The sequence below is a fragment of the Duncaniella freteri genome (assembly GCF_004766125.1).
Taxonomy (GTDB): Bacteria; Bacteroidota; Bacteroidia; order Bacteroidales; family Muribaculaceae; genus Duncaniella; species Duncaniella freteri.
On record NZ_SJSA01000002.1, the window covers coordinates 250902 to 277125 of the forward strand.

Annotated in this window: 22 protein-coding genes, 2 tRNA genes and 2 pseudogenes; 12 read left to right on the plus strand and 14 right to left on the minus strand. The window is 46.6% G+C overall.

The window, feature by feature from the left end:
• Positions 1-17: 17 nt before the first annotated feature.
• From EZ315_RS11015 to EZ315_RS11025, 3 genes are all read right to left on the minus strand, one after another.
• Positions 18-632, minus strand: a complete 615-nt coding sequence (locus EZ315_RS11015; RefSeq protein ID WP_135472128.1) for a porin family protein — start codon at positions 630-632, stop codon at positions 18-20.
• 61 nt (positions 633-693) lie between these two features.
• The gene (mltG, locus tag EZ315_RS11020; RefSeq protein WP_135472129.1) at positions 694-1758 is read right to left on the minus strand and encodes an endolytic transglycosylase MltG; all 1065 of its coding nucleotides are present in this window, start codon (positions 1756-1758) and stop codon (positions 694-696) included.
• A gap of 8 nt (positions 1759-1766) precedes the next feature.
• Positions 1767-2105, minus strand: coding sequence for a MerR family transcriptional regulator (locus EZ315_RS11025; RefSeq protein WP_135472130.1), 339 nt, complete (start codon positions 2103-2105; stop codon positions 1767-1769).
• 241 nt (positions 2106-2346) lie between these two features.
• Between EZ315_RS11025 and EZ315_RS11030 the strand changes: the two genes are divergently transcribed.
• From EZ315_RS11030 to EZ315_RS11060, 7 genes are all read left to right on the plus strand, one after another.
• Positions 2347-2544 (plus strand): hypothetical protein, encoded by a 198-nt coding sequence (locus EZ315_RS11030; RefSeq protein WP_135472131.1) that lies wholly within the window; start codon positions 2347-2349, stop codon positions 2542-2544.
• 180 nt (positions 2545-2724) lie between these two features.
• A complete protein-coding gene (locus EZ315_RS11035; RefSeq protein WP_135472132.1) occupies positions 2725-5427 on the plus strand; it encodes a calcium-translocating P-type ATPase, PMCA-type in 2703 nt (900 codons plus the stop codon).
• 53 nt (positions 5428-5480) lie between these two features.
• Positions 5481-8099: an alanine--tRNA ligase gene (gene alaS, locus EZ315_RS11040; RefSeq protein ID WP_135472133.1), complete on the plus strand. Its 2619-nt coding sequence runs from the start codon at positions 5481-5483 to the stop codon at positions 8097-8099.
• 34 nt (positions 8100-8133) lie between these two features.
• On the plus strand, positions 8134-8427 hold the full coding sequence (locus EZ315_RS11045) for a Dabb family protein (protein ID WP_135472134.1): 294 nt from the start codon (positions 8134-8136) through the stop codon (positions 8425-8427).
• Between the two features lie 202 nt (positions 8428-8629).
• Complete coding sequence (locus EZ315_RS11050; protein WP_135472135.1) at positions 8630-10837, plus strand: anaerobic ribonucleoside triphosphate reductase; 2208 nt, start codon at positions 8630-8632, stop codon at positions 10835-10837.
• Positions 10834-11325 carry an anaerobic ribonucleoside-triphosphate reductase activating protein gene (gene nrdG / locus EZ315_RS11055; RefSeq protein WP_135472136.1) on the plus strand — a complete coding sequence of 164 codons (492 nt, stop codon included), beginning with the start codon at positions 10834-10836 and terminating at the stop codon, positions 11323-11325. Before EZ315_RS11050 ends, nrdG begins: the two co-directional genes overlap by 4 nt.
• Positions 11326-11450: 125 nt before the next feature.
• Entirely contained in the window at positions 11451-12452 is a 1002-nt protein-coding gene (locus EZ315_RS11060) for a malate dehydrogenase (RefSeq protein WP_135472137.1), read from the plus strand.
• A gap of 71 nt (positions 12453-12523) precedes the next feature.
• Here the strand turns inward: EZ315_RS11060 and EZ315_RS11065 are convergent, their stop codons facing one another.
• From EZ315_RS11065 to EZ315_RS11090, 6 genes are all read right to left on the minus strand, one after another.
• Positions 12524-13234 carry a ComF family protein gene (locus tag EZ315_RS11065; protein WP_135472138.1) on the minus strand — a complete coding sequence of 237 codons (711 nt, stop codon included), beginning with the start codon at positions 13232-13234 and terminating at the stop codon, positions 12524-12526.
• Positions 13231-13752, minus strand: coding sequence for a regulatory protein RecX (locus EZ315_RS11070; protein ID WP_170957532.1), 522 nt, complete (start codon positions 13750-13752; stop codon positions 13231-13233). The genes EZ315_RS11065 and EZ315_RS11070 overlap by 4 nt, the downstream gene beginning before the upstream one ends.
• Entirely contained in the window at positions 13749-14600 is an 852-nt protein-coding gene (gene prmC, locus EZ315_RS11075; protein WP_135472816.1) for a peptide chain release factor N(5)-glutamine methyltransferase, read from the minus strand. The genes EZ315_RS11070 and prmC overlap by 4 nt, the downstream gene beginning before the upstream one ends.
• 48 nt (positions 14601-14648) lie before the next feature.
• Positions 14649-15869 (minus strand): sensor histidine kinase, encoded by a 1221-nt coding sequence (locus tag EZ315_RS11080; protein ID WP_135472140.1) that lies wholly within the window; start codon positions 15867-15869, stop codon positions 14649-14651.
• A 22-nt stretch (positions 15870-15891) separates the two neighbouring features.
• The gene (locus EZ315_RS11085; protein ID WP_135472141.1) at positions 15892-17541 is read right to left on the minus strand and encodes a fumarate hydratase; all 1650 of its coding nucleotides are present in this window, start codon (positions 17539-17541) and stop codon (positions 15892-15894) included.
• A gap of 94 nt (positions 17542-17635) precedes the next feature.
• Positions 17636-20095: an endonuclease MutS2 gene (locus tag EZ315_RS11090; protein ID WP_135472142.1), complete on the minus strand. Its 2460-nt coding sequence runs from the start codon at positions 20093-20095 to the stop codon at positions 17636-17638.
• A gap of 56 nt (positions 20096-20151) precedes the next feature.
• Here EZ315_RS11090 and EZ315_RS16675 point away from each other — a divergent pair.
• Positions 20152-20530, plus strand: a pseudogene (locus EZ315_RS16675) (cupin domain-containing protein); the annotation flags it as partial.
• A gap of 138 nt (positions 20531-20668) precedes the next feature.
• On the opposite strand, the gene EZ315_RS11100 reads toward EZ315_RS16675, so the two are convergent.
• The gene (locus EZ315_RS11100) at positions 20669-21532 is read right to left on the minus strand and encodes a Cbp1 family collagen-binding glycoprotein adhesin (protein WP_135472143.1); all 864 of its coding nucleotides are present in this window, start codon (positions 21530-21532) and stop codon (positions 20669-20671) included.
• 148 nt (positions 21533-21680) lie between these two features.
• Here EZ315_RS11100 and EZ315_RS11105 point away from each other — a divergent pair, with 148 nt between their 5' ends.
• Positions 21681-22709, plus strand: coding sequence for a sensor histidine kinase (locus EZ315_RS11105; RefSeq protein WP_135472144.1), 1029 nt, complete (start codon positions 21681-21683; stop codon positions 22707-22709).
• Between the two features lie 21 nt (positions 22710-22730).
• Positions 22731-23414, plus strand: a complete 684-nt coding sequence (locus EZ315_RS11110) for a LytR/AlgR family response regulator transcription factor (protein ID WP_135472145.1) — start codon at positions 22731-22733, stop codon at positions 23412-23414.
• 187 nt (positions 23415-23601) lie between these two features.
• Here the strand turns inward: EZ315_RS11110 and EZ315_RS11115 are convergent, their stop codons facing one another.
• The gene (locus EZ315_RS11115) at positions 23602-24180 is read right to left on the minus strand and encodes a superoxide dismutase (RefSeq protein WP_135472146.1); all 579 of its coding nucleotides are present in this window, start codon (positions 24178-24180) and stop codon (positions 23602-23604) included.
• A 189-nt stretch (positions 24181-24369) separates the two neighbouring features.
• On the opposite strand from EZ315_RS11115, the gene EZ315_RS11120 reads away from it, so the two are divergent.
• Together EZ315_RS11120 and EZ315_RS11125 are read left to right on the plus strand one after the other, a co-directional pair.
• Positions 24370-24442 (plus strand) — tRNA-Gly (locus tag EZ315_RS11120).
• 26 nt (positions 24443-24468) lie between these two features.
• A tRNA-Leu gene (locus EZ315_RS11125) sits at positions 24469-24552 on the plus strand.
• 155 nt (positions 24553-24707) lie between these two features.
• Here the strand turns inward: EZ315_RS11125 and EZ315_RS11130 are convergent.
• The 3 genes and pseudogenes from EZ315_RS11130 to EZ315_RS11140 all read right to left on the minus strand — a co-directional run.
• A pseudogene (locus EZ315_RS11130) lies at positions 24708-24848 on the minus strand (transposase); the annotation flags it as partial.
• Between the two features lie 50 nt (positions 24849-24898).
• A complete protein-coding gene (locus EZ315_RS11135) occupies positions 24899-25864 on the minus strand; it encodes an ISAon1 family transposase (protein ID WP_242452586.1) in 966 nt (321 codons plus the stop codon).
• Positions 25839-26210, minus strand: a complete 372-nt coding sequence (locus EZ315_RS11140; RefSeq protein ID WP_123612966.1) for an ISAon1 family transposase N-terminal region protein — start codon at positions 26208-26210, stop codon at positions 25839-25841. Before EZ315_RS11140 ends, EZ315_RS11135 begins: the two co-directional genes overlap by 26 nt.
• Positions 26211-26224 lie beyond the last annotated feature (14 nt).

Sequence of the window (26224 nt, forward strand, 5' to 3'; positions counted from 1 at the left end):
ATCCTGGCTTGAATATTTTAGAAAAGGTATGCTACAGAGATCGTCCAATAGCGGTTTTTCCCTTGGATTCCGGCATCCTCATAGTCGGATATCGCTTTCACGGCTTTGGTGAGACCGAGACCGTAACGAGCGCTGATATCGATATGTTTCACGAGCTGTACGCCGATGCCGAAGTTAAGGGCCCAGTCGACCGACTTGTTGCGGAATGCGTTTTCCACCGAGCGACGGCTTGTGAGGAATGACACGCTTGGACCAGCTGCAATGTAAGGCATAATCACATTGTTGATTACAGGCAGAGAGAGATTGTAGCGGAGGTTGAGGGGGATTTCGATGTAGTCTCGGTTGTCGGATGTGTTGTTGCTGCTGGAGTTCTTAGCCATGAAGTCTGAATTGCGGCGTACATACATCATTGAAAGGTCTGCTCCGATACCGATTACAGGCACTTTAAACTCGGTCATGACACCGGCGGTCCAACCTGTCTTGTTGCTTCCGTCAAACGTGCTGCTGTTGAAGTGAAGTTCGTTGACAGTTAGGCCGACTTTGGGACCGAAACGGAAAAGTCCGCCTGCATGTGCGGCTGATGCGCTCATCACGAGCAACAGCGTTAGGATGATAGATTTTACGCTTTTCATAAATGTTTAATTGAAACGTTGGTTGATATTTGTTTAGTTTTTATATAATCCGGAATATCCGTCACATTATGTTCCTTTGGTTAAGGGCTTTCTGATATCTCCTGGCATTGGCTTGATGGGTGGCATAGTCAGTAGCGAAGTTATGATAGCCGGAAAAGTCCTCCTTGGCACACATATATATATAATTATGGTGTGGGGCATTGAGCACATCATCTAAAGCCGAGGCGGTCGGCACTCGTATAGGTCCCGGCGGCAGTCCTTCCACTTTATATGTATTATAAGGAGAAGACACCCTTAGATGTTCACCGCGAATGCGTCTTAATTTGAAGTCTCCTACCGCGAATTTTACTGTAGGGTCGGCTTGCAGGCGCATCCCTTTGTTCAGTCGATTGAGATAAAGTCTTGCAACGAGCGGTCTTTCATCTTTCTTTGCGGTCTCTTCTTCAATTATAGAGGCAACTGTGGCTACTTCAACCTTGCTGAGCCCAAGAGACTTTGCCTTTTTTGTCCTTTCCTCGTTCCAGAAATTGTCGCGATAATCCAACAGGCGTTTCACGACGTTTTCGGGGGTTGCGCTCCAATAGAATTCATATGTGTCCGGAATGAATGCTGCCGGATATGTGGCACGTTTGAATCCATGTTCAGGGAGCACTTCTGCACAGGCATCCATGAATTCCTCTGGTGAGCATTGGAGTTGAGATGCTATCCTGTCGGCAAGCTGTTGCATTGTGCGGGTGCTGTTGAAGGTCACTGTGACAGGTGTCTGGCGTCCTGTAGCCATTCTTCTGGCTATGCCAAGTGCGGTCTGTCCCGGGTCCATGCGGTAGGCACCTTCGGTTTTGGCTGGATTATTGCCCATCAGTTTCCACATTATATATATGCGTGTGCCCATTGATGATCCGAGCGAATTCTTTAGGCTGTCCCTTACTTGCGCTGTGGATGCTCCGTGTGGGATATATACCCAGTCGCCTTCCTTGTCATTGCCTCCTGTGTATGGGATGAATGCAAATGCGAATACAGCCCCGATGGCTACGATTATTGCTATGACAGCTGTCATTACTCCCAGTGAGTGCCGGGTAAGCCATGATTCATTGCCTTTTTTCTTTCTTTTTTTTACTGTTGCCATATTTCTATTTAGCGGAGTTTGTGGAGGGAATCAATGAGGTCCTGAAGCCTGTTCCGAACATCTGAGAGTCTGTTCAGGGCTTCGGCTTTCCGTGACACGCCATCCTTGTTGACCCTTATCTGCTCCAATGCGGCTTCGATCTTTAGTCCTTTGTCATGAACAAGGTATTTTATCATTCTTGCATTCTCCAGGTCAGCTGGGGTGTAGAACCGTGTGCCCCTGTCGTTGCGCTTCGGTTTCAGAATATGGAACTGGGTTTCCCAAAACCGGAGGGTGGAAGCAGCCACATTGATTATCTCAGCCACTTCGCTTATTTTATAGTATCTCTTGTTGGTAATTTGTTCCATAATAAACGGATTTGAATTCACCCGATGCAAAGGTAATAATAAAGTGGCAAAAATCCACCTAAAGTTAGTTCCTTGTTAAAAAATGAGCTTGGGTTTTACGAAAATTTAATTTTTTTCACAAAAAAGCGGCGTTCCGCCAAAAAAAGCATAAAAAAAGTTTGGTATGTCAGTTTTTTGTTTTACCTTTGCATCGTTTTTGAAGCTTAAATATTGTTCAATAATTTAACGAGAAAAAAAGAAAATGAAAAAGTTAGTTTTAGTAGCCGCTGTCGCATTCAGCGCATCTCTTTTCTCTTGCGGTTCTTCTGAGAAGGCTGCCCAGGAAGCTACCGATACTGTAGCTGTTGAGGAGGCTGTTGTTGAAGAGGTTGTTACTGTTGATACAGTTGCAGCTGACAGCGTAGTAGCTCCCGCCGACACCGTAGTAGCTGCCAACTAATTTAGTTGCCAACTTAACACAGAAGGTCTGGATGAAATGAAAAGCCGGACTCTTCGAAGGTATTAAGCTGATTACCCGTACCGATTACGAGTGACCAGCTTTATTCTTTTTATCTGGAGTTTCTTTTATTTGATCTCCATTTCTTTTTCTTGTGCAAATTGTCAAAACTGCTTGTGCCTTATGAGTAAACATCATCGATACTCAGGTCTTAACGATGCCCAGGTTGCCGAAAGCCGTAGGGTGAATGGTATGAATATACTGACTCCTCCTGAGAAGGAGCCGGTATGGAAGAAATTTCTTGAAAAGTTTTCTGATCCCCTGATTATAATCCTTATGGTGGCAGGGGTACTGTCGGTAGCCATATCTATATATGAGTATGCTGTTCTGAACGAGGGATTCAAAGTTTTCTTTGAGCCTATAGGTATTTTTCTGGCAATCATTCTGGCGACAGGCCTTGGTTTCTATTTCGAGCAGAAAGCCGACAGGGAGTTTGCAATACTTAACCAGGTCAACGATGATGTCCCGGTGCAGGTGATACGTAATGGCTTGACCATTGAGATTCCTAAACGTGATGTAGTTACGGGTGATATAGTGTTACTGAACACCGGAGAAGAGATCCCTGCTGACGGACAATTGCTTGAGGCTGTGTCGCTGAATGTGGATGAATCAACACTGACAGGGGAGCCGGTGGCGCATAAGACCACTAATCCTGATGATTTTGATCCGGATGCCACATTTGCGTCTGACCATGTGATGCGCGGTACCAAGATTATGGAAGGGCATGGGGTGATGAAGGTGCTCGCAGTGGGTGACAACACTGAGAACGGCAAGGTGTTTGTTGCTGCGCAGATAGATGATAGTGTAAAGACCCCGCTTAACGAGCAGCTTGAGGGGCTCGGAAGACTTATATCGATAGTCAGCTATGCTTTTGCCGTTCTGATTGTAGCTGGTCGCACAGTGATGTATTTCACGAATCCGGCTATTGAGTTTGAGTGGGTGCATTTCCTGGCTTATTTCTTGCAGACCATAATGATAGCTGTTACCCTTGTGGTGGTTTCTGTACCGGAGGGGTTGCCTATGGCTGTGACACTTTCGCTTGCCTATTCTATGCGCAGGATGCTTAAGACCAACAATCTTGTGAGGAAGATGCATGCATGTGAGACTATGGGGGCGACCACCGTGATATGCACCGATAAGACCGGTACGCTCACACAGAATCAGATGCAGGTGAGCGACACCTGTTTCTATGGGCTTGAGGGGCAGAAACTGGGGGCATCGTTGTTGGCGCACACAATTGCCGAGGGCATTGCTGTAAACAGTACTGCCCAGCTTGATCTCTCATCCAAAGATCATCCGGTGGCGCTTGGCAACCCGACAGAAGGCGCGTTGTTGCTGTGGCTGCATTCACAAGGAATCGATTACCTTAAGTTGAAAGAGTCGGTTGTGCTTGTTGATGAGTTGCCGTTTACTACAGAACGCAAGTATATGGCAACGATGATTGATAATGAGTGCGGAAAGCGTGTTGTGTATGTGAAGGGAGCTCCTGAGATTGTAGCAGCACTTTGTTCCGTTTTTCCTGAAGGTGTGACTCGTAGCTCCATTGACAGTTCTCTTATGGGCTATCAGAATCAGGCTATGCGTACCCTCGGGTTTGCTTGTGCAGAGATTCCTTCTGGTAATAATGTTGATCTTAAGGATATGTCATCGCTTGGTGATGCGTTGCATTTTCTTGGCATTGTTGCCATTGCAGATCCGGTGCGTCCTGATGTCCCTCAGGCTGTGGACGAGGTTCTGGCAGCGGGGATTAATGTCAAGATTGTCACCGGTGACACTCCTGCCACAGCCAGAGAGATAGGTCGTCAGATAGGGCTTTGGAATGAGAATGACACAGACCGCAATATTATCACAGGCACGGAGTTTGCCGGATTGTCCGATGATGAGCTTCGCGAGCGGGTCGGCGATCTGAAGATAATAGCTCGTGCACGACCGATGGATAAAAAGAGGCTTGTGGAGGCTCTTCAGTCCAACAATGAAGTGGTTGCTGTGACTGGTGACGGCACAAATGACGCCCCGGCTCTCAAGGCGGCACATGTCGGGCTGTCGATGGGCGACGGCACATCTGTGGCAAAGGAGGCTTCGGATATAACAATTGTCGATAATTCGTTCACATCAATAGGCAGAGCTGTAATGTGGGGTAGGTCTCTGTACCGTAACATCCAGAGGTTCATACTTTTCCAGATGACGGTCAATGTTGCGGCATCGTTCATTGTGCTCGCCGGGGCATTCATGGGCATGCAGTCTCCTCTCACAGTCACTCAGATGCTGTGGGTGAATCTTATTATGGATACTTTTGCGGCGATGGCTCTTGCCACATTGCCCCCTTCCGAGTCAGTGATGCACGAGGCTCCGCGATCACGCACGGCATTCATCATCAATCGCCCGATGGGGTGGATGATAGTGTCGGTAGGGCTTATGTTCTTTTTCTTCCTGTTCGGGCTCATGTGGTACTTCCAGCACACAGCTCTTGATTCGCTCACAGACATGTGGCGTGCCACATTCATTGTCGAGAACAAGGGGTTCTCTTCTTATGAGTTGTCGATGTTCTTCACTATATTCGTGTTCTTGCAGTTCTGGAATCTTTTTAATGCGAAGGCTTTTGCTACAGGTCGTTCGGCATTGCATTTCAAAGGGTGCTCGGAGTTTGTGATGATTGCGGGATTTATTCTTGCCGGTCAGATCGCTATAGTGGAGCTTGGGCGCGAGTTCTTCAATGTGGTGCCTCTTAATTTCACGGACTGGCTTATTATAATAGGTGGTACATCTGTAGTGTTGTGGGCTGGGGAATTGTATCGACTCTTTGGCTGTAAAAGAAAAAATGCGTAACTTTGTGCCCGAAATTTTTCAATCTACACGACAACAATAAAACAATCATAATCATGTTGACAGCAAAGGAGATACGCGAGTCATTCAAGGAGTTTTTCCGTTCCAAAGGTCATCATATAGTGCCATCCGCTCCTATGGTGGTAAAGGATGATCCCACGTTGATGTTCACCAACGCCGGTATGAATCAGTTCAAGGATATAATACTTGGCAATAAGGCGGCAAAGTATCAGCGTGTGGCTGATTCACAGAAATGTCTGCGAGTTTCCGGCAAGCATAACGACCTTGAGGAGGTGGGAATGGATACATATCACCACACCATGTTCGAGATGCTTGGCAACTGGAGTTTTGGCGATTACTTCAAGAAAGAGGCTATTGACTGGGCATGGGAATATCTTGTGGATGTTCTCGGACTTTCTCCCGACAGGCTGTATGCCACTGTTTTTGAGGGCTCTCCTGAAGAGGGTCTTTCGCGTGACGATGAAGCTGCCGGATATTGGGAAAAACATCTGCCTGTGTCACATATCATAAATGGCAATAAGCATGATAATTTCTGGGAAATGGGTGACACAGGTCCTTGCGGTCCTTGTTCGGAGATACATATTGACCTTCGTTCCGACGAGGAGCGTGCCAAAGTGGATGGTGCCTCGCTGGTCAATCATGACGACCCCCTCGTGATAGAGATATGGAATCTCGTGTTCATGCAGTACAACCGTAAAGCAGACGGATCTCTTGAGGCTCTTCCCGCAAAGGTTATAGATACCGGAATGGGCTTTGAGCGTCTTTGCATGGCCCTACAGGGTAAGCGATCCAACTATGATACCGATGTGTTTACCCCTCTGATAGATACTATATCCCGTCTTTCAGGCAAGAAATATGGCGAGGACAGGCAAGTGGATATAGCCATGAGGGTTATTGCCGACCATGTACGTACTATTTCGTTCTCTATAGCTGATTCACAGCTCCCTGGCAATGCCAAGGCCGGATATGTGATACGCCGTATCCTCCGTCGCGCCGTGCGTTATGCTTATACATTCCTTGATCAGAAGCAGGCTTTCATGTATAAGCTTGTTAATACTTTGATTGACTTGATGGGTGAGGCTTATCCTGAAATCGCTGCTCAGCGTGAGCTGATCATGAAGGTCATAAAGGAGGAAGAGGATGCATTCCTGCGTACACTTGACAAGGGCATCTCCATACTTGACGAGGCTATTAAGGTTGCTCGCAAGGAGGGGAAAAATGAGATTTCCGGTAAAGATGCGTTTGTGCTTTATGACACTTATGGATTCCCTCTCGACCTTACTGAGTTGATCCTTAAGGAGAACGGCATGACTTTGGATAAGGTGGAGTTCGATAAGGAGATGGATGCTCAGAAGACTCGTGCTCGCAATGCTGCGGCGGTTGAGGCTACTGACTGGGTTGTTGTCAGTGAGGGTGAGACAGAGTTTGTCGGATATGATTCAACATCGGCTCCAACCCGTATATTGCGCTATAGGAATGTAAAGCAGAAAGGCAAGGAGTTCTATCAGATAGTACTCTCTGTCACTCCTTTCTATGCTGAGATGGGCGGTCAGGTCGGCGACAGCGGCTGGCTTGTGAATGGTGACGATAAGATAGAGATATACGATACAAAACGTGAAAATGGTCAGGCGGTACATCTTGCCAAGAGGCTTCCTGCCGATGTAACTGCTGAGTTTGAGGCTGTTATAGACGCTAAGGCTCGTAGAGCTACAGAGTGCAACCACTCTGCTACACATCTGCTCCATGCCGCACTGCGTGAGGTGCTTGGTTCGCATGTTGAACAGAAAGGCTCCTATGTGTCTCCCAAACTTCTTCGTTTTGATTTCAGCCATTTCCAGAAGCTCACACCTGAAGAGATCCGTAAGGTAGAGCATATTGCCAATGCAAATGTAAGAAAGGCTATTCCTCTTGATGAGCGTCGTTCGATGCCTATTTCCGAGGCTCGTGAGTTAGGTGCGATGGCTCTTTTCGGAGAAAAGTATGGTGAGGAAGTACGTGTCATCAAATACGGTGATTCCATTGAATTATGTGGCGGCACGCATGTGCCCAACACTGGAAACATCGGTATGATCCGTATTATATCCGAGTCGAGCATTGCAGCCGGTATCCGTCGTATTGAAGCTATAACAGGAGAGGCTACTGAGAGTTTTATCGATGACATTTCCGATACGCTTCGTGCTGTGGGCGAGATGTTCCATAATGCTCCGGATATACGTCAGGCTATACGCAAGGCTATTGATGAGAATGTCGAGCTGAGAAAGCAGGCGGAGGAGTTTATGAAGGAGCGCACACGCTCGATTGCAGCCGAACTTGTAGCCGCTGCCGTTGGAGTGAACGGATGCAAGGTAGTGTCAATGATAGGTGTCCGCGCTCCTGAGATGGTCAAGAATGTTGCTTTCCTTGTGCGTCAGCTTTCACCTGAAGCTACTGCTTTCATTGCCGCTACTTCCGATATTTCCGGTAAGCCGCTTCTTACGGTCGCTCTTACTGATGACCTTGTAAAGAAAGGTGTCAATGCCTCTACAATGGTGCGTGAAGCCGCTAAGGCCATCAAAGGCGGTGGCGGTGGTCAGCCCGGATTTGCTCAGGCTGGCGGTAAGGATACCGATGGGCTTTCCGTGGCGATTGAAACGCTTCGTCAGTCTCTGATGTGATCAGTAATAGTCAAATAGCAAATATATACTTATTATGGTAAAGCATATTGTGACATTCAAGCTTGCAGGTTCTCCGGAAGAACGTCGTCTGGTAGCTGAATCGTTCCGTGATGCTCTGATGGCTCTTCCCGAGCAGATCGATGTGCTACAGTCGATGGAGGTAGGAATTAATGAAAATCCTTCAGAGGATTGGGATGTAGTTCTTACGGCTATTGTTCCTGATATGCCTTCGGTTGAGGTGTATGCCAAGCATCCAGCCCACGTGGCTGCGGCATCATTAATTGCCGGACTTAAGGAATCGCGTGCTTGTGTAGATTATTATTGTTGATCACTTTGGGCAACATTGATTTACTTGTATATTTTAAAGTTGTCCAAGTCTGAAACATAATTATTTGTATATCAGTTATAGTATAAATTATGACAGCTTTGTAAGTTTGCCAAAACAGGAAATCCAAATAAAAAATAATGTTTTTTTATTTGGATTTCCTGTTTTTAGGGAGTAACTTTGTCGAAAAATACAATACTAACAAATGATACATACAGTGGTCAAGCGCGACGGCAGAATCGTCGGTTATAATGAAGAGAAAATCAAGGCTGCAATTCGTAAGGCCATGCTCACTACAGAGATGGGTGAGGATGAGTCTCTAATTGCCCGCATAGCGGATATCATCACTATGACAGGCGGCGAACAGATGACTGTAGAGCAGATACAGGATCGAGTGGAGCTTGAATTGATGAATTCTCCGCGCAAGGAGGTTGCCAAGCGTTATATCGCCTATCGCGACCAAAGATCGATAGCCCGACGCGCCAAGACACGAGATATGTTCCTTGAGATAATTGAGGCAAAGAGCAATGACATTACCAGAGAGAATGCCAATATGAATACGGATTCTCCTGCGGGAATGATGATGAAATTTGCCAGCGAGACCACAAAACCGTTTGTTGACGACTATCTTCTTTCTCCGGCAGTCAGAGAGGCTGTAAATAATGGCTATATACATATTCATGACAAGGATTATTATCCCACAAAGAGTCTTACTTGCGTGCAGCATCCTCTTGACCGTATTCTCAGATACGGATTTGTGGCAGGTCATGGAGAATCTCGTCCCGCCAAACGTATCGAGACTGCAAGTATAATAGGATGCATCTCTCTTGAGACAGCTCAGAACGAGATGCATGGCGGTCAGGCAATACCTGCTTTTGACTTCTATCTTGCCCCTTATGTTCGCTATTCTTATATAGAGGAGATAAAGCACCTTGAGAATCTTTCCGGCACATCTCTGGCACATCTGTATGATGCAGAGATAAAGGATTATATAAAAAAGGACCTTGATGGGCTGACAGGCGATGACCGTTACCGCCAGCATGCTGTCAATCAGACTGTGGCACGCGTGCATCAGTCAATGGAGGCTTTTATCCACAATATGAACACTATTCATTCCCGAGGAGGAAACCAGGTGGTGTTCAGCTCAATTAATTACGGCACAGACACTTCGGCAGAAGGCAGATGTATAATCAGGGAGCTTCTTAACAGCACATATGAGGGTGTGGGTAATGGAGCCACTGCTATCTTCCCGATTCAGATATGGAAAAAGAAGAGAGGGGTGAGCTATCTTCCTGAGGACCCGAATTATGACCTTTACCAGCTTGCATGCAAGGTGACTGCACGTCGTTTCTTCCCTAACTTTGTTAATCTTGACGCGACATTCAATCAGCATGAGAAGTGGGATGCAAACGATCCAGAGCGTTATAAATACGAGGTGGCTACTATGGGATGCCGCACACGTGTATTTGAGAACCGTTTCGGAGATAAGACCTCTATCGGGCGCGGCAACATCAGTTTCACCACTGTCAATATTGTACGCATAGCAATAGAGTGCATGAACATCGTTGATCAGGATGAGCGTATCAGACGTTTTTTCCAAAGGTTGGATGAAATTCTCGACATTGCGGCTATGCAGCTCAATGAACGATTCGATTTCCAAAAGACCGCGCTTGTAAAGCAGTTCCCGTTGCTCATGTCGCGTCTTTGGACCGGAGCCGAGAATCTTGATCCAAATGACACCATAGAGAGTGTGATAAATCAGGGCACACTCGGAATAGGTTTTATAGGTCTTGCAGAATGTCTGATAGCTCTTACTGGCAAGCATCATGGGGAGTGTGAGATGTCACAGAAACTCGGCTTGCGCATTATCTCGCATATGCGTTCGCGCGTCAATGATTTCTCGGAGCGTTATCAGCATAATTTCTCGGTTCTTGCCACTCCTGCCGAGGGTCTGTCAGGCAAGTTCACATCACGTGACCGTCGTTCGTTTGGCGTGATACCCGGCATTACCGACAAGATATATTATACTAATTCCAACCATATCCCTGTGTACTATAAGTGTTCTCCACGCCATAAGGCGGAGGTGGAGGCTCCTTATCATGAACTTACAGGCGGAGGTCATATATTCTATGTGGAGATTGATGGCGATGCCACACATAACCCCAAAGCCATCAGTGATATTGTCGACTTGATGGATAAGTACAATATTGGGTATGGGTCTGTAAACCATAACCGTAACCGTTGTATGGACTGCGGTTATGAGGATGCCCAGGAAGGTCTTACGGAGTGTCCGAAATGTCATGGGCATAATATTGACAATATACAGCGTATCACAGGTTATCTGGTAGGGACTACCGACCGATGGAATAATGCCAAGCTTGCAGAACTCAAAGACCGAGTGGTTCACAAATGAGAGTAATGGATATAGTTCCGGGGACATCTGTTGATGGCCCCGGATTGCGTACAGCTATATATTTTGCCGGATGTACTCACCGGTGTCCCGGTTGCCATAATCCGCAGTCGTGGGATGCGGATGCCGGACGCGAAATGTCGATTGACGAAATCCTTGAGGTGGTGGAGTATAACGGATTTGATGTTACCTTTACCGGAGGAGATCCTATTTTTCAGGCTGATGCCATACTGCCTTTGGCTCGGGAGATTCGTAGCAGAGGATATACCATATGGTGCTTCACAGGCTATAAGTATGAGGATATAGCGGAGAAGACCGAAGTGGCTCCTCTGCTTGAGTGCTTTGAGGTATTGGTTGACGGTCCGTTTGTGGAGTCGCTGCGTGACACAAGTCTTGTGTTCCGTGGCTCATCCAATCAGCGGCTCATTGATATTGCACGTTCCACTGTTGGTGTTCCTGTATATTGGGAGGATGGATTCGGTGTCGATTAGCGTGTTTTTTTGACTATTTAACTTTCGGTGGCTTTTTGTGCAGAACTAATTTGTGTGAGTTGGTGTTATCAATGTAAAAATACAGTAATAATGTCGTATGGCATTGAAAACAATAAACACAAATTATGGAATTCTTAACTGACGAGAAGCTTGTGATTGTCGGAGCTGCCGGTATGATTGGCTCCAATATGGCTCAGACTGCGGCTATGATGCGTCTGACACCTGATATCTGTCTTTTTGACACCTATGCTCCAGGTCTGAAGGGGGTGGTTGAGGAGTTGAGGCACTGCGGATTCAGTGGCATAAACTTTACTTACACTTCCGATGTGGCAGAGGCTTTTAAAGGTGCCAAGTATATTGTATCCTCAGGAGGTGCTGCCCGTAAGGCTGGAATGACTCGTGAGGATCTATTGCGAGGCAATTCCGAGATTGCTGAACAGCTTGGAAAGGACATAAAGGCATATTGTCCTGATGTAAGGCATGTGGTAGTGGTGTTCAATCCTGCTGATATAACAGGTCTTGTTACTCTGATATATTCAGGGCTTAAGCCGTCTCAGGTATCTACTCTTGCAGCCCTTGACAGTACACGTCTGCGTAGCGAGCTTGCACAATATTTCCGCATTCCGGCTGATGAGATAGTCAACTCCCGCACATATGGTGGTCATGGCGAGCAGATGGCGGTGTTTGCGTCAACGACTACTGTCGCAGGTCAGCCGCTGTCAGAGATAATAGGGACTCAGGCACTTCCCGAGAAAGAATGGGAGCAGATGAAGCAGCGCGTTATCCAGGGAGGCAAGAATATTATCGAGCTTCGTGGACGCTCTTCGTTCCAAAGCCCCGCCTACCTATCTATTGAGATGGTAGCGGCTGCAATGGGAGGCAAGCCTTTCCCCTGGCCAGTCGGTACCTATGTCAATAATGGCACATACAATCATATTATGATGGCAATGGAGACCACTCTTGATAAGAACGGTGTGACAATGCATCCTGTAGACGGTACTCCTGAGGAACGCAAGGAGCTTGATCAAAGTTATCATCATCTCTGCAAGCTCCGTGATGAGGTGATCTCTCTCGGCATCATTCCGCCTATCAGTGAGTGGTCATCTATCAATCCCAACTTGAAATGATTGCTTAAGAAATCATTATAATAACAGCGATGTCGGTCATATAGCATATTTGTGACCGGCATCGCTCTTGTTTATACCATTTTGGAAATTGCTAACGAGTACACGCTGAGGCGTGAAGATGGTGATGCGGAATGTATTTCTTCAAGTCCGGAGAGAATGGTTGAGCCGGTTGTGATCACATCATCGACTATAAGAATGTGCAGATTCTCAAGCTCTTCAGGATATTTTACAGTGAAAGAGCCTATCGGATTGAGTCTTCGTTCGGTAGCGTTTTTTCTGGTCTGTGTGGGATGGCTGTGTGGAGCTATGAGATTGTCGCCTGTCGGTATGCCTGTTGCCCGGCTCAGACCTATGGCGATTTCATGTGACTGATTGTAGCCTCGCATCCATTGTTTGGTGAAGTGAAGCGGGATAGGGATGATTACATCGATATCGTCGAAGAATCCTTTTGCAGACATCTCCTTTGCGTGTGTTTCGGCAAGATTGCGTGCCACTATAGGACGGCGGTTGTATTTGGCGTCATGTATTAGTCGGACGTAAGGTGTACCTGCGACATAATAATATAGTGAGTTGGCTTTTGTCACGGGTGCTTTTAGTGACACCAGACGGTCGGTCAGCTCATTTGAATAATAAGATGCGAAAGTTGTCTTTGGCAGTTTGAGCAAACAGTCAAGACACATTATATCCTCACCTTCTACCAATGTGTTGCGGCATACGGTACATACTTTTGGGAATAGCAGATTGATGAAGCTGTTGCCCCAATGCCTGAATGACCTGTTCATTGTTCATCCCATGTTTCGTTGTCAGTATCCGTATCATCCATCTCCCGGATTATATCTTTGAGTAATGATGATGCAATCCTGGCTTCAAATCCGCGTTGCATGGCGAATCGGAGTATTTTCATACGAGAGTCAAAAGTCGACACCCCTTCTTTGGATTGGCGTATCTTAGCTTTGATTACACGTCTGGCTATGTCAACGTATTGTTCATCCTCGATTTCCGATAAAGATTGTTCTATGGCAGCGCGCGAGAGCCGTTTTGCCCAAAGTCCTTGTATGATTTTGTTGCGCCCCCAGCCGGAGTATTCAAGTTTGTCGTATGCATAGGCACGTGCATATCGGAAGTCATCCACAAAATTCAGTTCTTCAAGTTTGCGGATAACCCTGTCGGCATCTCCTGCCGGCACTCCCCATGTCGACATTTTTTTCCTCAGGTCAGGGGTGCATTGCTCGCATCGTGAACAGAGTTCGGCTGTGCGTGACAGAGCCTGTTCATAATTAAGAGATCTTGAATTTCTCATAAGGCTGTGTGGGCTGATATAAAACGGTCTTTTCCATGCATATCTTTTATGATGGTCACATCTTCCCATCCATCTGATTTGAGCATATCTCTTAATTGCCCTGAGAAAAGAGGATTGATTTCAAGATACATTTTTCCGCCTGGTTTCGCAAGTCTAAGTGAGGATGAGGAAATTGCTCGGTAAAATTCCAATGGATTATCGTCCGGCACAAAAAGAGCCGAATGAGGTTCATAGTCAAGAACATTGGCATCCATGACACTCATCTCGCTGAGGGCTATGTAAGGAGGATTGGATACGATAATGTCATAACTTTTTTCAGGAAGGTTTATCGGTTTCAGGACATCTGATTTAAGGAAGTGTATTTTAACCTTGCATAGTGCAGCATTCTCACCGGCTATATGCAGGGCATCTTCGGATATGTCTACTCCTGTCACGGTAGGGAATGGCAGTGTGCGTGCCAGTGCTATGGCTATGCACCCCGACCCGGTGCACATGTCAAGCACAGCAAGGTCCTTGCTTTTATTTTCGTTTACTATGATATCCACCAGTTCTGATGTCTCGACTCTCGGTATGAGTACAGCAGGGGTGACTTTAAGTGTCAAACCATGCCAATATGTTTCACCGAGTATATATTGTATTGGCTCGTTGCGGAGCAGTCTCGCTATTATAGCATCGATGCTGAATTGAAGTTCCGCTGACACATCTTGATCGCCCTTGATCATAATGTCGGTCTGTGACCATCCTTTTAGTTTTTCAAGAATAATGCGTATCAGCCATCGGGACTCGCTTGTGTCATAAACAGGAGCCAGTCGGGTGATGTTGCTTTTTATGTAGCTGTTGAGTGTCATAAACATATTGGATATTTTTCAGGTCACGGAGTATGTATGAATCGTGTGTTACGCCTCTTTTAGTGATAGCGGAATCTCGATTGTGAAAGTGGTCCCTACACCTATTTCGGAACGTTTCACATATATGTGTCCTCCATGATAATCCTCAATGATTCTTTTTGCAAGAGTAAGTCCGAGTCCCCACCCGCGGCTTTTAGTGGTGAATCCTGGGTTGAATAATGCTTTATGATGCTTGCGTGAAATGCCTTTTCCTGTATCTGTGATGTCGATTATGCCGTGGCTTTTTGTAGAATATATGTTCACGTCGATTGATCCGCTTCCATCCATGGCATCTACGGCGTTTTTTATGAGGTTTTCCATTACCCACTCGGTAAGAGGTGCCGATATCTTTACAGGTAGAGGTTTGTTAGAAGGGGATACCGAGAGGGTGATGCGACGCGACATGCGGGTTGCCATATATTCTGCGGAGCGGATAGCTATGTCATTCAGATCGCCAGGCTCCATTGATGGGCGAGAGCCTATTTTGGAGAATCTGGCTGCTATGGTTGAAAGGCGTGTGACATCTTTGTTCATTTCGGCTACAGCGTCCTTGTCGATTCCCATGTTATCAAGTAGCTCCATCCATGCCATGAGAGAGGATATCGGTGTGCCAAGCTGATGGGCTGTCTCTTTCGACAGTCCTATCCACACTTTGTTCTGTTCTGCCCGTTGAGTGGATGAGACTGCATAATATACTATTAGAATGAATGTGACAAGAACAACTATCTGTATGTAGGGATAGTAGCTGAGAGCCTTTAGTAATCGGGAATCCTCGTAATAGAGATACTGGCTGCCGGCATCGCCCATATTGATTTCGATGATGTTGCTGGTCTCTCGCATGTCAGCAAGCTTATTGCGGAGAAATTCAAGGTTTCGGTCGCTTATTTCTAATGGGGATAGTGAATCGACTGATTCAGGCAGACTGAAATTTCGGTGCATAAGTATGGTGCCTTCGCTGTCGGTGAGCAATACAGGTATATTGCTGTTGCCTTCAATGATTGAAAGTAGGAAATCCATTGAGGAGTTGGACGAGGAGGATTCGATTTCGTTTGCCGACTTTACGATTTCGCGTGTAGCGTCAGCCCATATCTGCATCCGGTTTCGTTCCTGTCTGGACAGATCCTTGACAAGAGTGTCGGAGTAGGATAAAAAAACAACTACAACCGCTAATGACACTATCATAAATATGATAATGCCATAGCGGCGTAGTTCGTATATATTGCTCGTCATCAGAGAGCTTAAGGATTGAGGCTTATTTCCCTAATGCGCAACCCTTGCACTTCTCCGAAATTTCGGTGAAGAAATCGTTGCCCTTGTCGTCAACAAGAATAAATGCCGGGAAGTCCTCTACCTCGATCTTCCAGATTGCCTCCATGCCGAGTTCAGGATATTCGAGCAGTTCTACTTTCTTGATGCTGTTCTGAGCAAGGATAGCAGCCGGACCACCTATGGATCCGAGATAGAAGCCTCCATGCTTGTGGCAGGCATCGGTGACCTGCTTGCTGCGGTTGCCCTTGGCGATCATGACCATAGAGCCTCCTGCTTCCTGGAACTGGTCGACGTATGAGTCCATGCGTCCGGCAGTCGTAGGTCCGAATGATCCTGAGGGCATTCCTTCCGGTGTCTTGGCAGGACCGGCATAGTATATGGGGTGATCCTTGAGGTACTGAGGCATGGGTTCGCCTTTGTCAAGACGCTCCTTGATCTTGGCATGTGCGATGTCGCGACCTACGATTATAGTGCCGTTGAGTGACAGGCGTGTGGCTACCGGATATTTGGTGAGTTCCTCAAGTATCTCTTTCATCGGGCGGTTGAGATCGATTCTTACCACAGCCCCTTCACCTTGTTTGCGGTATTCTTCCGGTATAAGTTCGCCGGGATTTGAATCGAGTTTTTCTATCCAGAGTCCCTCGCGGTTGATCTTTGCCTTGATATTGCGGTCAGCTGAACATGACACACCGATACCTACAGGGCATGATGCACCATGGCGCGGTAGGCGTATCACACGGATGTCATGGGCGAAATATTTACCGCCGAACTGTGCGCCGAGTCCAAGATTCTCAGCCTCAGCCTTCAGTTGTTTTTCAAGTTCGCGGTCGCGGAATGCATGTCCGAGCTCATTGCCGTGGTCAGGGAGTGCGTCGAGATATTTAACGGATGCTTTCTTGACTACTTCAAGATTCTTTTCTGCTGATGTTCCGCCTACTACAATTGCTATATGGTAGGGGGGACAGGCTGCGGTGCCAAGGCTCTTCATCTTCTCCACGAGGAATGGGATGAGTGTCTTGGGATTGAGGATGGCTTTGGTCTCCTGATAGAGATAAGTCTTGTTGGCTGAACCTCCACCCTTGGCAACAAACAGGAACTTGTATTCGTCACCCTCAGAGGCATGAATGTCGATCTGAGCCGGAAGATTACATCCTGTATTTACCTCGTCATACATGGTGAGAGGGGCATTTTGTGAGTAGCGGAGATTGTCGGTTGTATATGTGATGTATACACCTTCTGAGATACGCTCTTCGTCATTGCATCCGGTGAATACGCGCTGTCCTTTCTCTCCGTGGCAGATGGCTGTGCCTGTGTCCTGGCAGAATGGAAGCTGACCCTTGGCTGAAACTTCAGCATTCCGGAGCATGGTGAGGGCTACAAATTTGTCGTTCTCAGAGGCTTCGGGATCATTGAGGATCTTAGCGACCATCTCATTATGTTCACGACGGAGCATGAATGCGTTGTCGTGGGTACAGGCACGAGCTAAAACGGTGAGAGCCTGAGGGTCTACAACGAGAAATTCGTGTCCGCCCCAGTTCTCAACTTTCACATAGTCGGATGTGAGCTTGTAGTACTCGGTGGTATCAGGTCCTAATGGGAACATTTCCTGATATTTGAATGGTTTTGTAGCCATGATCTATAGATATGCTATTGTTGGAATGATTATGTCGTTGACATGTTTTTGTGAAGGCAAATGTACGAAAGATTTTCGTTTAATGCAACTATACTTATTGAAGTTCCACTACAGTGATTCCGGCTCCTCCGAAACGTACATCCTCATCACGTGATGACATTACTCCCGGCACGGTGGAGAGATAGTCGCGTATCACCTGACGGAGCACACCTGTGCCTGTTCCGTGAAGTATGCGTACTCTCGGGGCGTTGAAGCGTATGGCATCGTCAATAAAATATGTGACAGCTTGTACTGCCTCGTCAGCCCTGAATCCTCTCACATCTATTTCATGTTTGAATTGCAGTTGCCTCTGATGTCCGGCATCGATTGTTGCCATGCTTATGCCGCTCTTCTTTGGCTCTTTAGGCTTGGCGTCTGTTACTGTAAGCCGCTCAGTTTTTACAGTTGTCTTTATGTTTCCGAAAGCAACTATCGCGTTTTTTCCGCTCACTTCAAGAACAGTTCCTACAGTTCCTTGTCCGTCAAGCTTCACATTGCATCCTGCCTCTACCTGACGTGTGATTCCTGAGGATGTCGATGAATGTATGGAGTGTTTGGTCTTTTTCTTTTTTGGTGCACGTGCGAGCACAGAGTTCTCTTGTCCGTCAGTGTTGCTTTCAAGTGCAAGACGCTCCTCTTTGAGCCGGCGTCGAGCCTCAAGTGTGAGTTCACGTTCTGCATTTGCCTTTTTTATCTCGGCTATTGTGCGTTCGATGGCGGCATTGGAGGATTCGAGTATTCTTTTCGCTTCGGCTTTTGCCCCATCCAGGATTTCCCGGCGGCGTGCCCTAAGAGTCTCTGCATCGTCGGTGTATCTTTCGAGCTTTTCATCAAGCATTTTTTCTTTTCGGCGTATGTCAGCTCGTTTGTTTTCCCAATATCTTTTGTCGCGGGTTATGTCGAGAAGATATTTGTCGAGGTTGATATAGTCGCTTCCTACTATCTGTTCGGCAGAGTCTATGATATCTTTAGGCAATCCTATTTTGCGGGCAATCTCCACAGCAAAAGAACTGCCCGGATTTCCTATTGAAAGCTTGAATAGCGGTTGCATAAGCTGGCGGTCATATAGCATAGATCCATTTACGAGGCCGGGTGTGTCGTCGGCCATCTGTTTGAGGTTCTGATAGTGGGTGGTCACTATGCCCCATAAGCCCTCGGCATTCATTTGTGCGAGTATTGCCTGTGCGAGTGCACCGCCTATCTGTGGCTCGGTGCCTGATCCCATCTCGTCAATCAGGAAAAGAGTGCTTTTGCGTCCGCGCTGCAACATGAATTTCATATTGCGCAGATGGGAGCTGTAGGTCGACAGGTCATCCTCAAGCGACTGATCGTCACCTATGTCTACGAATATGTCATTGAACACTCCGAAATGGGAGTTCTCATAGACAGGCGGGAGTATGCCGCACTGAGCCATGTATTGAAGTGTCCCTACAGTCTTAAGGCATACAGACTTGCCACCTGCATTTGGACCGGATATGACAAGTATCCTCTGTTTGGATGTAAGAGTCACATCTATAGGTACTATCTCTCGTCCATGTTTTTCAAGTGAAAGTTTTAGTCCCGGGTGGCATGCATGATACCATTCCAGTTCCTCTCGATCGTGGAGATGTGGCATGAGTCCGCCCACGGCATCGGCATAAAGGGCTTTTGCCTGAATGAAGTCGAGATGGTATATTATCTTTGCCGCCTCAGTGATCTGAGGTATGGATGGACGTAGTGAATCAGCAATTGTGGTGAGGATTCTTATTATCTCACGATGCTCTTCCATCTGGAGTTTGCGTGTGAGATTGTTTGCCTCTACGACTTCCGCAGGCTCGATGAATACAGTCTTGCCTGACGCGGATTCGTCATGCACTATGCCTTGGATCTGGCGTTTGTGCATGGGAGGCACCGGAATTACGAGTCGTCCCTCTCGCATCGATGGTACGGTGTCAGGCTCAAGCAGTCCTTGTGAGATGGCATTTGAAAGCACTCTGCGGAGTATCGAGTTGACACGTCCTGACATCCCTCGCAGCCGGCTTCGTATATCTGCGAGAGCCGGGGATGCATTGTCTTTGATTGAAGATGTGGTCTCGTCGATTACTTTATCGATGCTTCGGGATATGTCAGGCGAAATATCGTTCAGTCCTTCCGACAGACTTGTGAGGCGAGGGTAGGGGGTGTGCCCTTCATCTGTGGAGTGACGAGAGAAAAATGATGATACTTCAGCGAAGCACTGAAGCATACGACGCACCTTCAACAGCTCTTTTGTTTCAAGGAATGTTCCTGGGACCCTTATAAGTGAGAGGGGTGTGTCTATATCGTGCAGTCCTGCGAGGGGGACTGTCTCATCGGAATGGAGGGCGGACGACATTTCTGCTGTGGCTTGAAGAGCTGCTCTTATCGACTGGAAATCAGTCATCATAGACATCTCCGCACACAGGTCGTGTGCTCCTTGGCAATGGCATCGTTTTGATATCTGTGCCCTTACGCCGTCAAACCCTATTTTTTCTTCTATTTTATCTGGAAATATCATGACTGCAAAGGTACGAAAAATTCTGTTAACCCCTGTAATATGCCGGATGTGGCATGATAGGGGAGCCTAATGCCGTCTATGCAAAGTATTTTATCAGCAACAGTTATATTGCTGATATTTCTGATTCGCAAATCACTTTTGCCAATGTGACATTCGAGCCTCGTTGTCGCAATAATTGGCATATCCATCATGCGCGGAGTGGAGGCGGTCAGATGCTCGTCGGTATAGCCGGGCGCGGATGGCATCAGGAGGAGGGTAGTCCGGCAGTGGAGATATTCCGGTATGGTAATTCATATTCCTGCAAATGTCAAGCATTGGCACGGAGCCGCATCTGACAGTTGGTTTTCCCATCTCGCATTCAGTATCCCTGGTGATGGTGTGTCAAATGAGTGGCTGGAACAGGTCACTGATGAGGAGTATGATCGGCTTGATTGAATTCGTGAGATCTATCTGTTTTGAAAAATGACGAGCGGGTACACAAGGCTTCGCAGCCTCAGGTGCCCGCTCGTCAATCATCGAGTTTACTAATCTAAAAAAAGTGTTTTTATGATGGGGTTTCGACTTGAACATTCCCTAATCGGACTGGATGACAAGGAAATTAGAGATACTCCAGAACTGATCGGGATTATTGATAATAAGTGTTTTTATATTGTCACCTTTCTTTATATTGTATGAGCCTTCGGGATGGTTGGTCAGGATGCGTGCTTTATGAGTGAGGTTGAGTGAATCAAGGTTGCGCTTGTCGCTGATCACAAAGAATCCGCGGTCAAAATCACCTTTCATCAGTATGGTCTTGCGCAAGAAGCCGGTTTCTATGATTTTGTGCTTCTTTAGCTCTGATTTTGTCGCAACGGTGTAGTAGCATGTGTTGGCTTCATTCTCAAGGTCAGTGTATGCGGAGATTGTTGAGTCGCGTTCTCCGCTTACCATGGTTACAGTCCTGTTAAGTGAATCCACTGCAACGGAGAGGTTGCCTATCTGCTCGTTGGCTGACATGAGTTGCGAATTCAGGTTGTCGATCTCTTTGGCTTGATTTTCAATCTGGGTTCGCATGGCATCAATTGTGTACTGTAGCTTGTCATTGTACAATGCGGACTCTTTGAGTTTTGCCTCCAGTTCTGTGAGTTGTTCGCGACGCTGGCGTAGGGTGCTGCGTATCGATGATATGTCAGCCAATATCTGCTGACGTTGGGATGCCTGTTCGGGTTGGGACGCTGTGACGGTGAGAATGTTTTCAAGATGTTTTATTTGATCCATCCCGGAAGTTATTTCTCCTATCAGGCTTATTAGGCGGTCACGTTCGTTCACAGCTGTGGCAAGCTCCATTTTGGAGGCTTCCATCAGGGCTTGTTGGCTGCTTGTGTCAGGCTTGCCTTTGCAGCCCTGCAAGACTATGACTGTCAGTAGTATTATTGCAGATAATTTCACTTGCGGCATAATGATTCGGGTTGTTGTCCTGAAATATGATGCGAATTTACGTAATCTTTTCCGAAAATCATGAATGTGTAAATATATTGCATGAAAGTGTCAATCAACGGCACGGTGTGCTATTGACGCGTTGTCGCGGATTTCCTAACTTTGCTGTATGAAAACAAAGAAGGATTCGGCATTGGCATTCGACCTGTTTTTTTGTCTGGTATTTATGCCACTGATAATTGTACTTGGTCCGGCGTGGTATTGGATCACGTCATGGCCGTTGTTTTGTGTGCTTGTGTTCGGATTCTTTTATGCATGTTATTTTGTGATAACACGAATCCATGTCCCAGATATGCTTCTGGCAAAGAATTACAGACTGATTGCATGGGTGTTCGGTGTGCTTGTGATTGTCAATTATCTATTGTCGTGGTATCCGTTGCCGCAAATGGAGTTTGTTACCCCGGCTATGAGCGAATATCAGACTCAAGTCAGGGACTATAGTGTGTCGTTGAGTCTTTGGATGATGTTCTCGCTTGTTCTGGGTTATTCAGTGACGACATCTCTTGTCAAAGGTTTATATGAACAGCTACTTCTTAAACGTAGGATAGAGAATGAGCGTGACAAGGCTGAGTTAGCGATGTTTAGGGCTCAGATAAGCCCTCATTTTATGTTCAATACCCTCAATACTTTGTATAGCCTTGTGATAGGCACCTCACAGAAAGCTGAGGATGCATTCATAAAATTTACCGAGATATTGAAATACACTTATGTCACCATCGAGAATGAAAAGGTCGCTCTTGATGATGAGGTGGCATATATCCAGAATTATATAGATCTACAGAACATAAGATTGAATTCTCATACGCGAGTGGACTGGCGACATGATATCGAGGATGGCAAGGTGATGATACCGCCAATGATTTTTCTTACCTTTGTTGAGAATGCTTTCAAATATGGCGCGTCCACAAGTCGGGATTGCATGGTGGAGATAAGTTTGTCGGTGCATAAAGGAGTCCTGTTGTTCGAGACCAGAAACCGGTTGATGAAACATGCCGACGAATTTCGCACCGAAGAGCCGGTGGGGATTGAGAACTGCCGTGCTCGTCTGTCGGCACTTTATCCAGGACGGTTCAGCCTTGATACAGAGGAGAAGGATGGTGTTTATCATGTGGCTCTGAGGATCAGCCTTAAACGTTGAATTTAATTATCGGATTCATTTATGGAGAATAACATAAGATGTATAGCTATTGATGATGAGCCGTTGGCATTGGAGGTGATAAGAAAATTCTGTGATCGATTGGGATTTTTGAGTTTGTCCGTTTACTCCGATCCTGAAGAAGGTCTTGAACATATACTGAGTTCAAAGCCAGACCTCGTATTTCTTGATATTGAGATGGAGAATGTGACCGGTCTGTCCATAGCATCGAGATTGCCTGACGAGACATGTTTCATTTTCACTACGGCATATCTCAACTACGCACTTGATGGTTTCAATCTTGATGCAGTCGATTATCTCCACAAGCCTTTTTCATTTGAGCGTTTTAAGACAGCTGTCGAAAAGGCTACGAGGCGAATCGGGTATCAGCGGTCTTCATCATCCTCTCAGGCAGTTCAGAGGATGATAGTAGTAAAGCAGGAATATAATAATGTAAACATCCCTCTTGATGATATACTGTATATAGAGGCCATGGAGGGGTATTGCAAGATATTCCGTGTTTCGGGTGGATATGTGCTTTCGCGTTTGCTGCTTAAGAATATTGCTGCAATGCTTCCTGCGGATGAATTCCAAAGGATACACCGCTCATATATAGTATCTAAATCAAAGATTGACAGCTACACCAAGCAATCTGTGAGATTGACGTCAGGAGCCATTCTTCCTGTCGGACGTCTTTACAGGAGTTAGGTTATTGGAAGATTATATCAATGAAAAAAGTGAGGGGGTCATCACGACAGCCTCACTCTCCATTCATCACATTATGCTTATATGCTATATTGTCTATAATCTAATGTCTTTTTAGCTCATATTGTTCAATATAATTTTTGAGTAAACCTCAGCTTTAGCAGTTTTTTAACAAGCTTAACATTTTAGGTCAGATATACCTGCTGGCAACGATATCCCAGTCAACGATCTTCCACAGTTCCTTGAGAGCATCAGCCCTGCGGTTGCGGTAGTCTATATAGTATGCGTGTTCCCACACATCGAATGTCAGCAGTGGTGTCAGTCCCTGCGTCATAGGGTTCTCTGCATTTGAAGCTTTGGTTATGAACAGTTTGCCGTCTTTGTCTTTTGACAGCCATACCCATCCGGAGCCGAATACTGACACTCCGGCAGCCTCGAATTCCTTCTTGAAGTCCTCGACTGACCCGAATTGCTCTTCAATTGCTTTTTTGAGGTGGCCTTCCGGTTCATGATTGCCGTCAGGAGAGAACGAGAAGAAATAAAATATATGGTTCCACGCCTGGGACGCGTTGTTGAACAATGGACCGGAAGCGGACCTGATAATGTCCTCTAATTCCATATCCTCGTATTCCGTATCTTTTATAAGACGGTTGAGATTATCAATATAGGTGCGCTCATGTTTACCATAATGATATTCTATGGTTTCGCGAGATATGATCGGGGCAAGCGCATCGCTTGAATAGGGTAGTTCGGGAAGTTCGTAAATCATTTTTGTAAAGTGCTTATAAATTAGTGATTTGTACATATAACAATATGAATGCAGGTATGGTTCTTCAAATTTTGTTAAATAAAAATCACAAAATATTTGCAAAACTCAAAAAAAGTCTCTACCTTTGCACTGCAAAAACGGAGAAACCCCTCCGTCAAGAGAGTCTAGAAAGACTTCCTCTTGAGAATCGCGAAAATAGCTCAGTTGGTAGAGCACAACCTTGCCAAGGTTGGGGTCGCGGGTTCGAGTCCCGTTTTTCGCTCAAATGCAATCCCTCGCATCATCTATGTCCGGATGGCGGAATTGGTAGACGCGCTACTTTGAGGGGGTAGTGACAGTTATGTCGTGTGAGTTCGAGTCTCATTTCGGACACTTTTGAAAATACCAAGTGATTGAATTTCAATCACTTGGTATTTTTATTTTATATTATTGTCCCCATTTTGTCCCTAAAACCGAGCAGTAGCCAATCTGTGTTGGGTGTTCTAATATGGGGTCAGCGGATTTTTCCGGTGGGCGGGGAGGTGATGTCAAGAGTATAGTGTGGCCAGTCTGAACATAAAGAATTTGATGTCTCCGACTCCCCGGAACTGTGTTCTGAACGCCTTGATTTTGGCATTGAAGGATTCTGCCGAGGCATTTGTGAGCCTTCGCTCAAAATAGGGCACAAGCCGAAATTCCGGTGCATTTGTTAAAACAATTAGAATAGAGTGTTAAAGATTCAGGCGTATAGCTTGACGAGTCGGAAGATAAAGAAATCACGGTCACGGACCCCACGCATCTGCGAACGGAAGATTTTGACTTTGGAGTTGAATGCTTCGGCCGAGGCATTAGTTGCGCGACGTCGGAAATAATTGAGGATAGTCGGGGCGTGGTTCTTGAACGTCTTGATGACAGAGCGGAAGTTGTTGTTGCCCAATGCCATTACTTTTTCATACCACTTGTTCATCCGACCCATTGCTTTGGTGGGTGATATCTTTGCGTTGAAGATTTGGCGCAGTTCCATAGCCAGATGGTATGCAGCTTTCAGTATCGGATAGTGTCTGAACAGAATGTTTGCGCGATGACGCTGTATGTCAGTCCATTTGTTCTGCGACATCATCAGTGTGTGCTTGCTGCGGGCAAGGATCTGGCGCATGGTCTCGCCGTTGGAATATGTAATTGGAGGCTCTGATTTGTCACGGCTGTTGTCTTTGGCAATGAGCTGTCGGCGGATGTCTATGCGAATTTCGTCGACAGCCTCGTTATAGACCTGCTGCACATGGAAGCGGTCGTTAACGACGTGGGCGTTGTAGAATACCTCGGCGGCTATCAGCATCATCGAGGGCGACAGATCGCAGGTCACTTCTTTTACCCGGCGTCTGACCGATTTACCCATGGCTCCGATGAGGATTGTGGTTATCTCATCGCTCTTTGTGCCGGGGATGGCCGCCGCCAGCGTCCCACGGCCACCGTGTCCGTCCTTGTTCGTGAGGAAAGTCCATACCTCGCCGTTGCTCAGGCAGGTTTCGTCAAGACTCATGTACGGGCCGATATTGTTAGCGTTGAAGTAGAAGCCGCAACCGAGTTCGGCCTCACGCCATTCGGTATAACCGCTTATCCTGTTGCGATACTGTTCGGCAAAATATTTGCCGTTGACGCAGTACATCTGCGATATATGCTTAATCGACAATGCCGTCGTCTCCACCTTCGTCTTTTAAAAAAGCCACGAACTCGGCGCTGAGTCGTGTCCTCTCCTCGTTGGGCAGTTCCAGGTTATATGAGAATATCTCGTTGGTCTTTTTGTCCCACCATTTGTTCTTGCGCATGTGCAGGAACACCGGTCTGCCGCGCATCGGATAGTCCTGCACTGTAACGTAATCCGTGTATCCACGTGCCACAATGTTCGGATTGCGGAAATCCTCATCCGACAGTTTCTTCTTCTCGTCAAGCCATATGTCGTAGGACTGGTCTGTCTTTTCAAACTTGACCATCTCAAACAGTTCGTCCAATCCTTCTGGCAGGAATTGCCAAAATGCATCTGCGGTTTTCATACCGCAAATTTAAC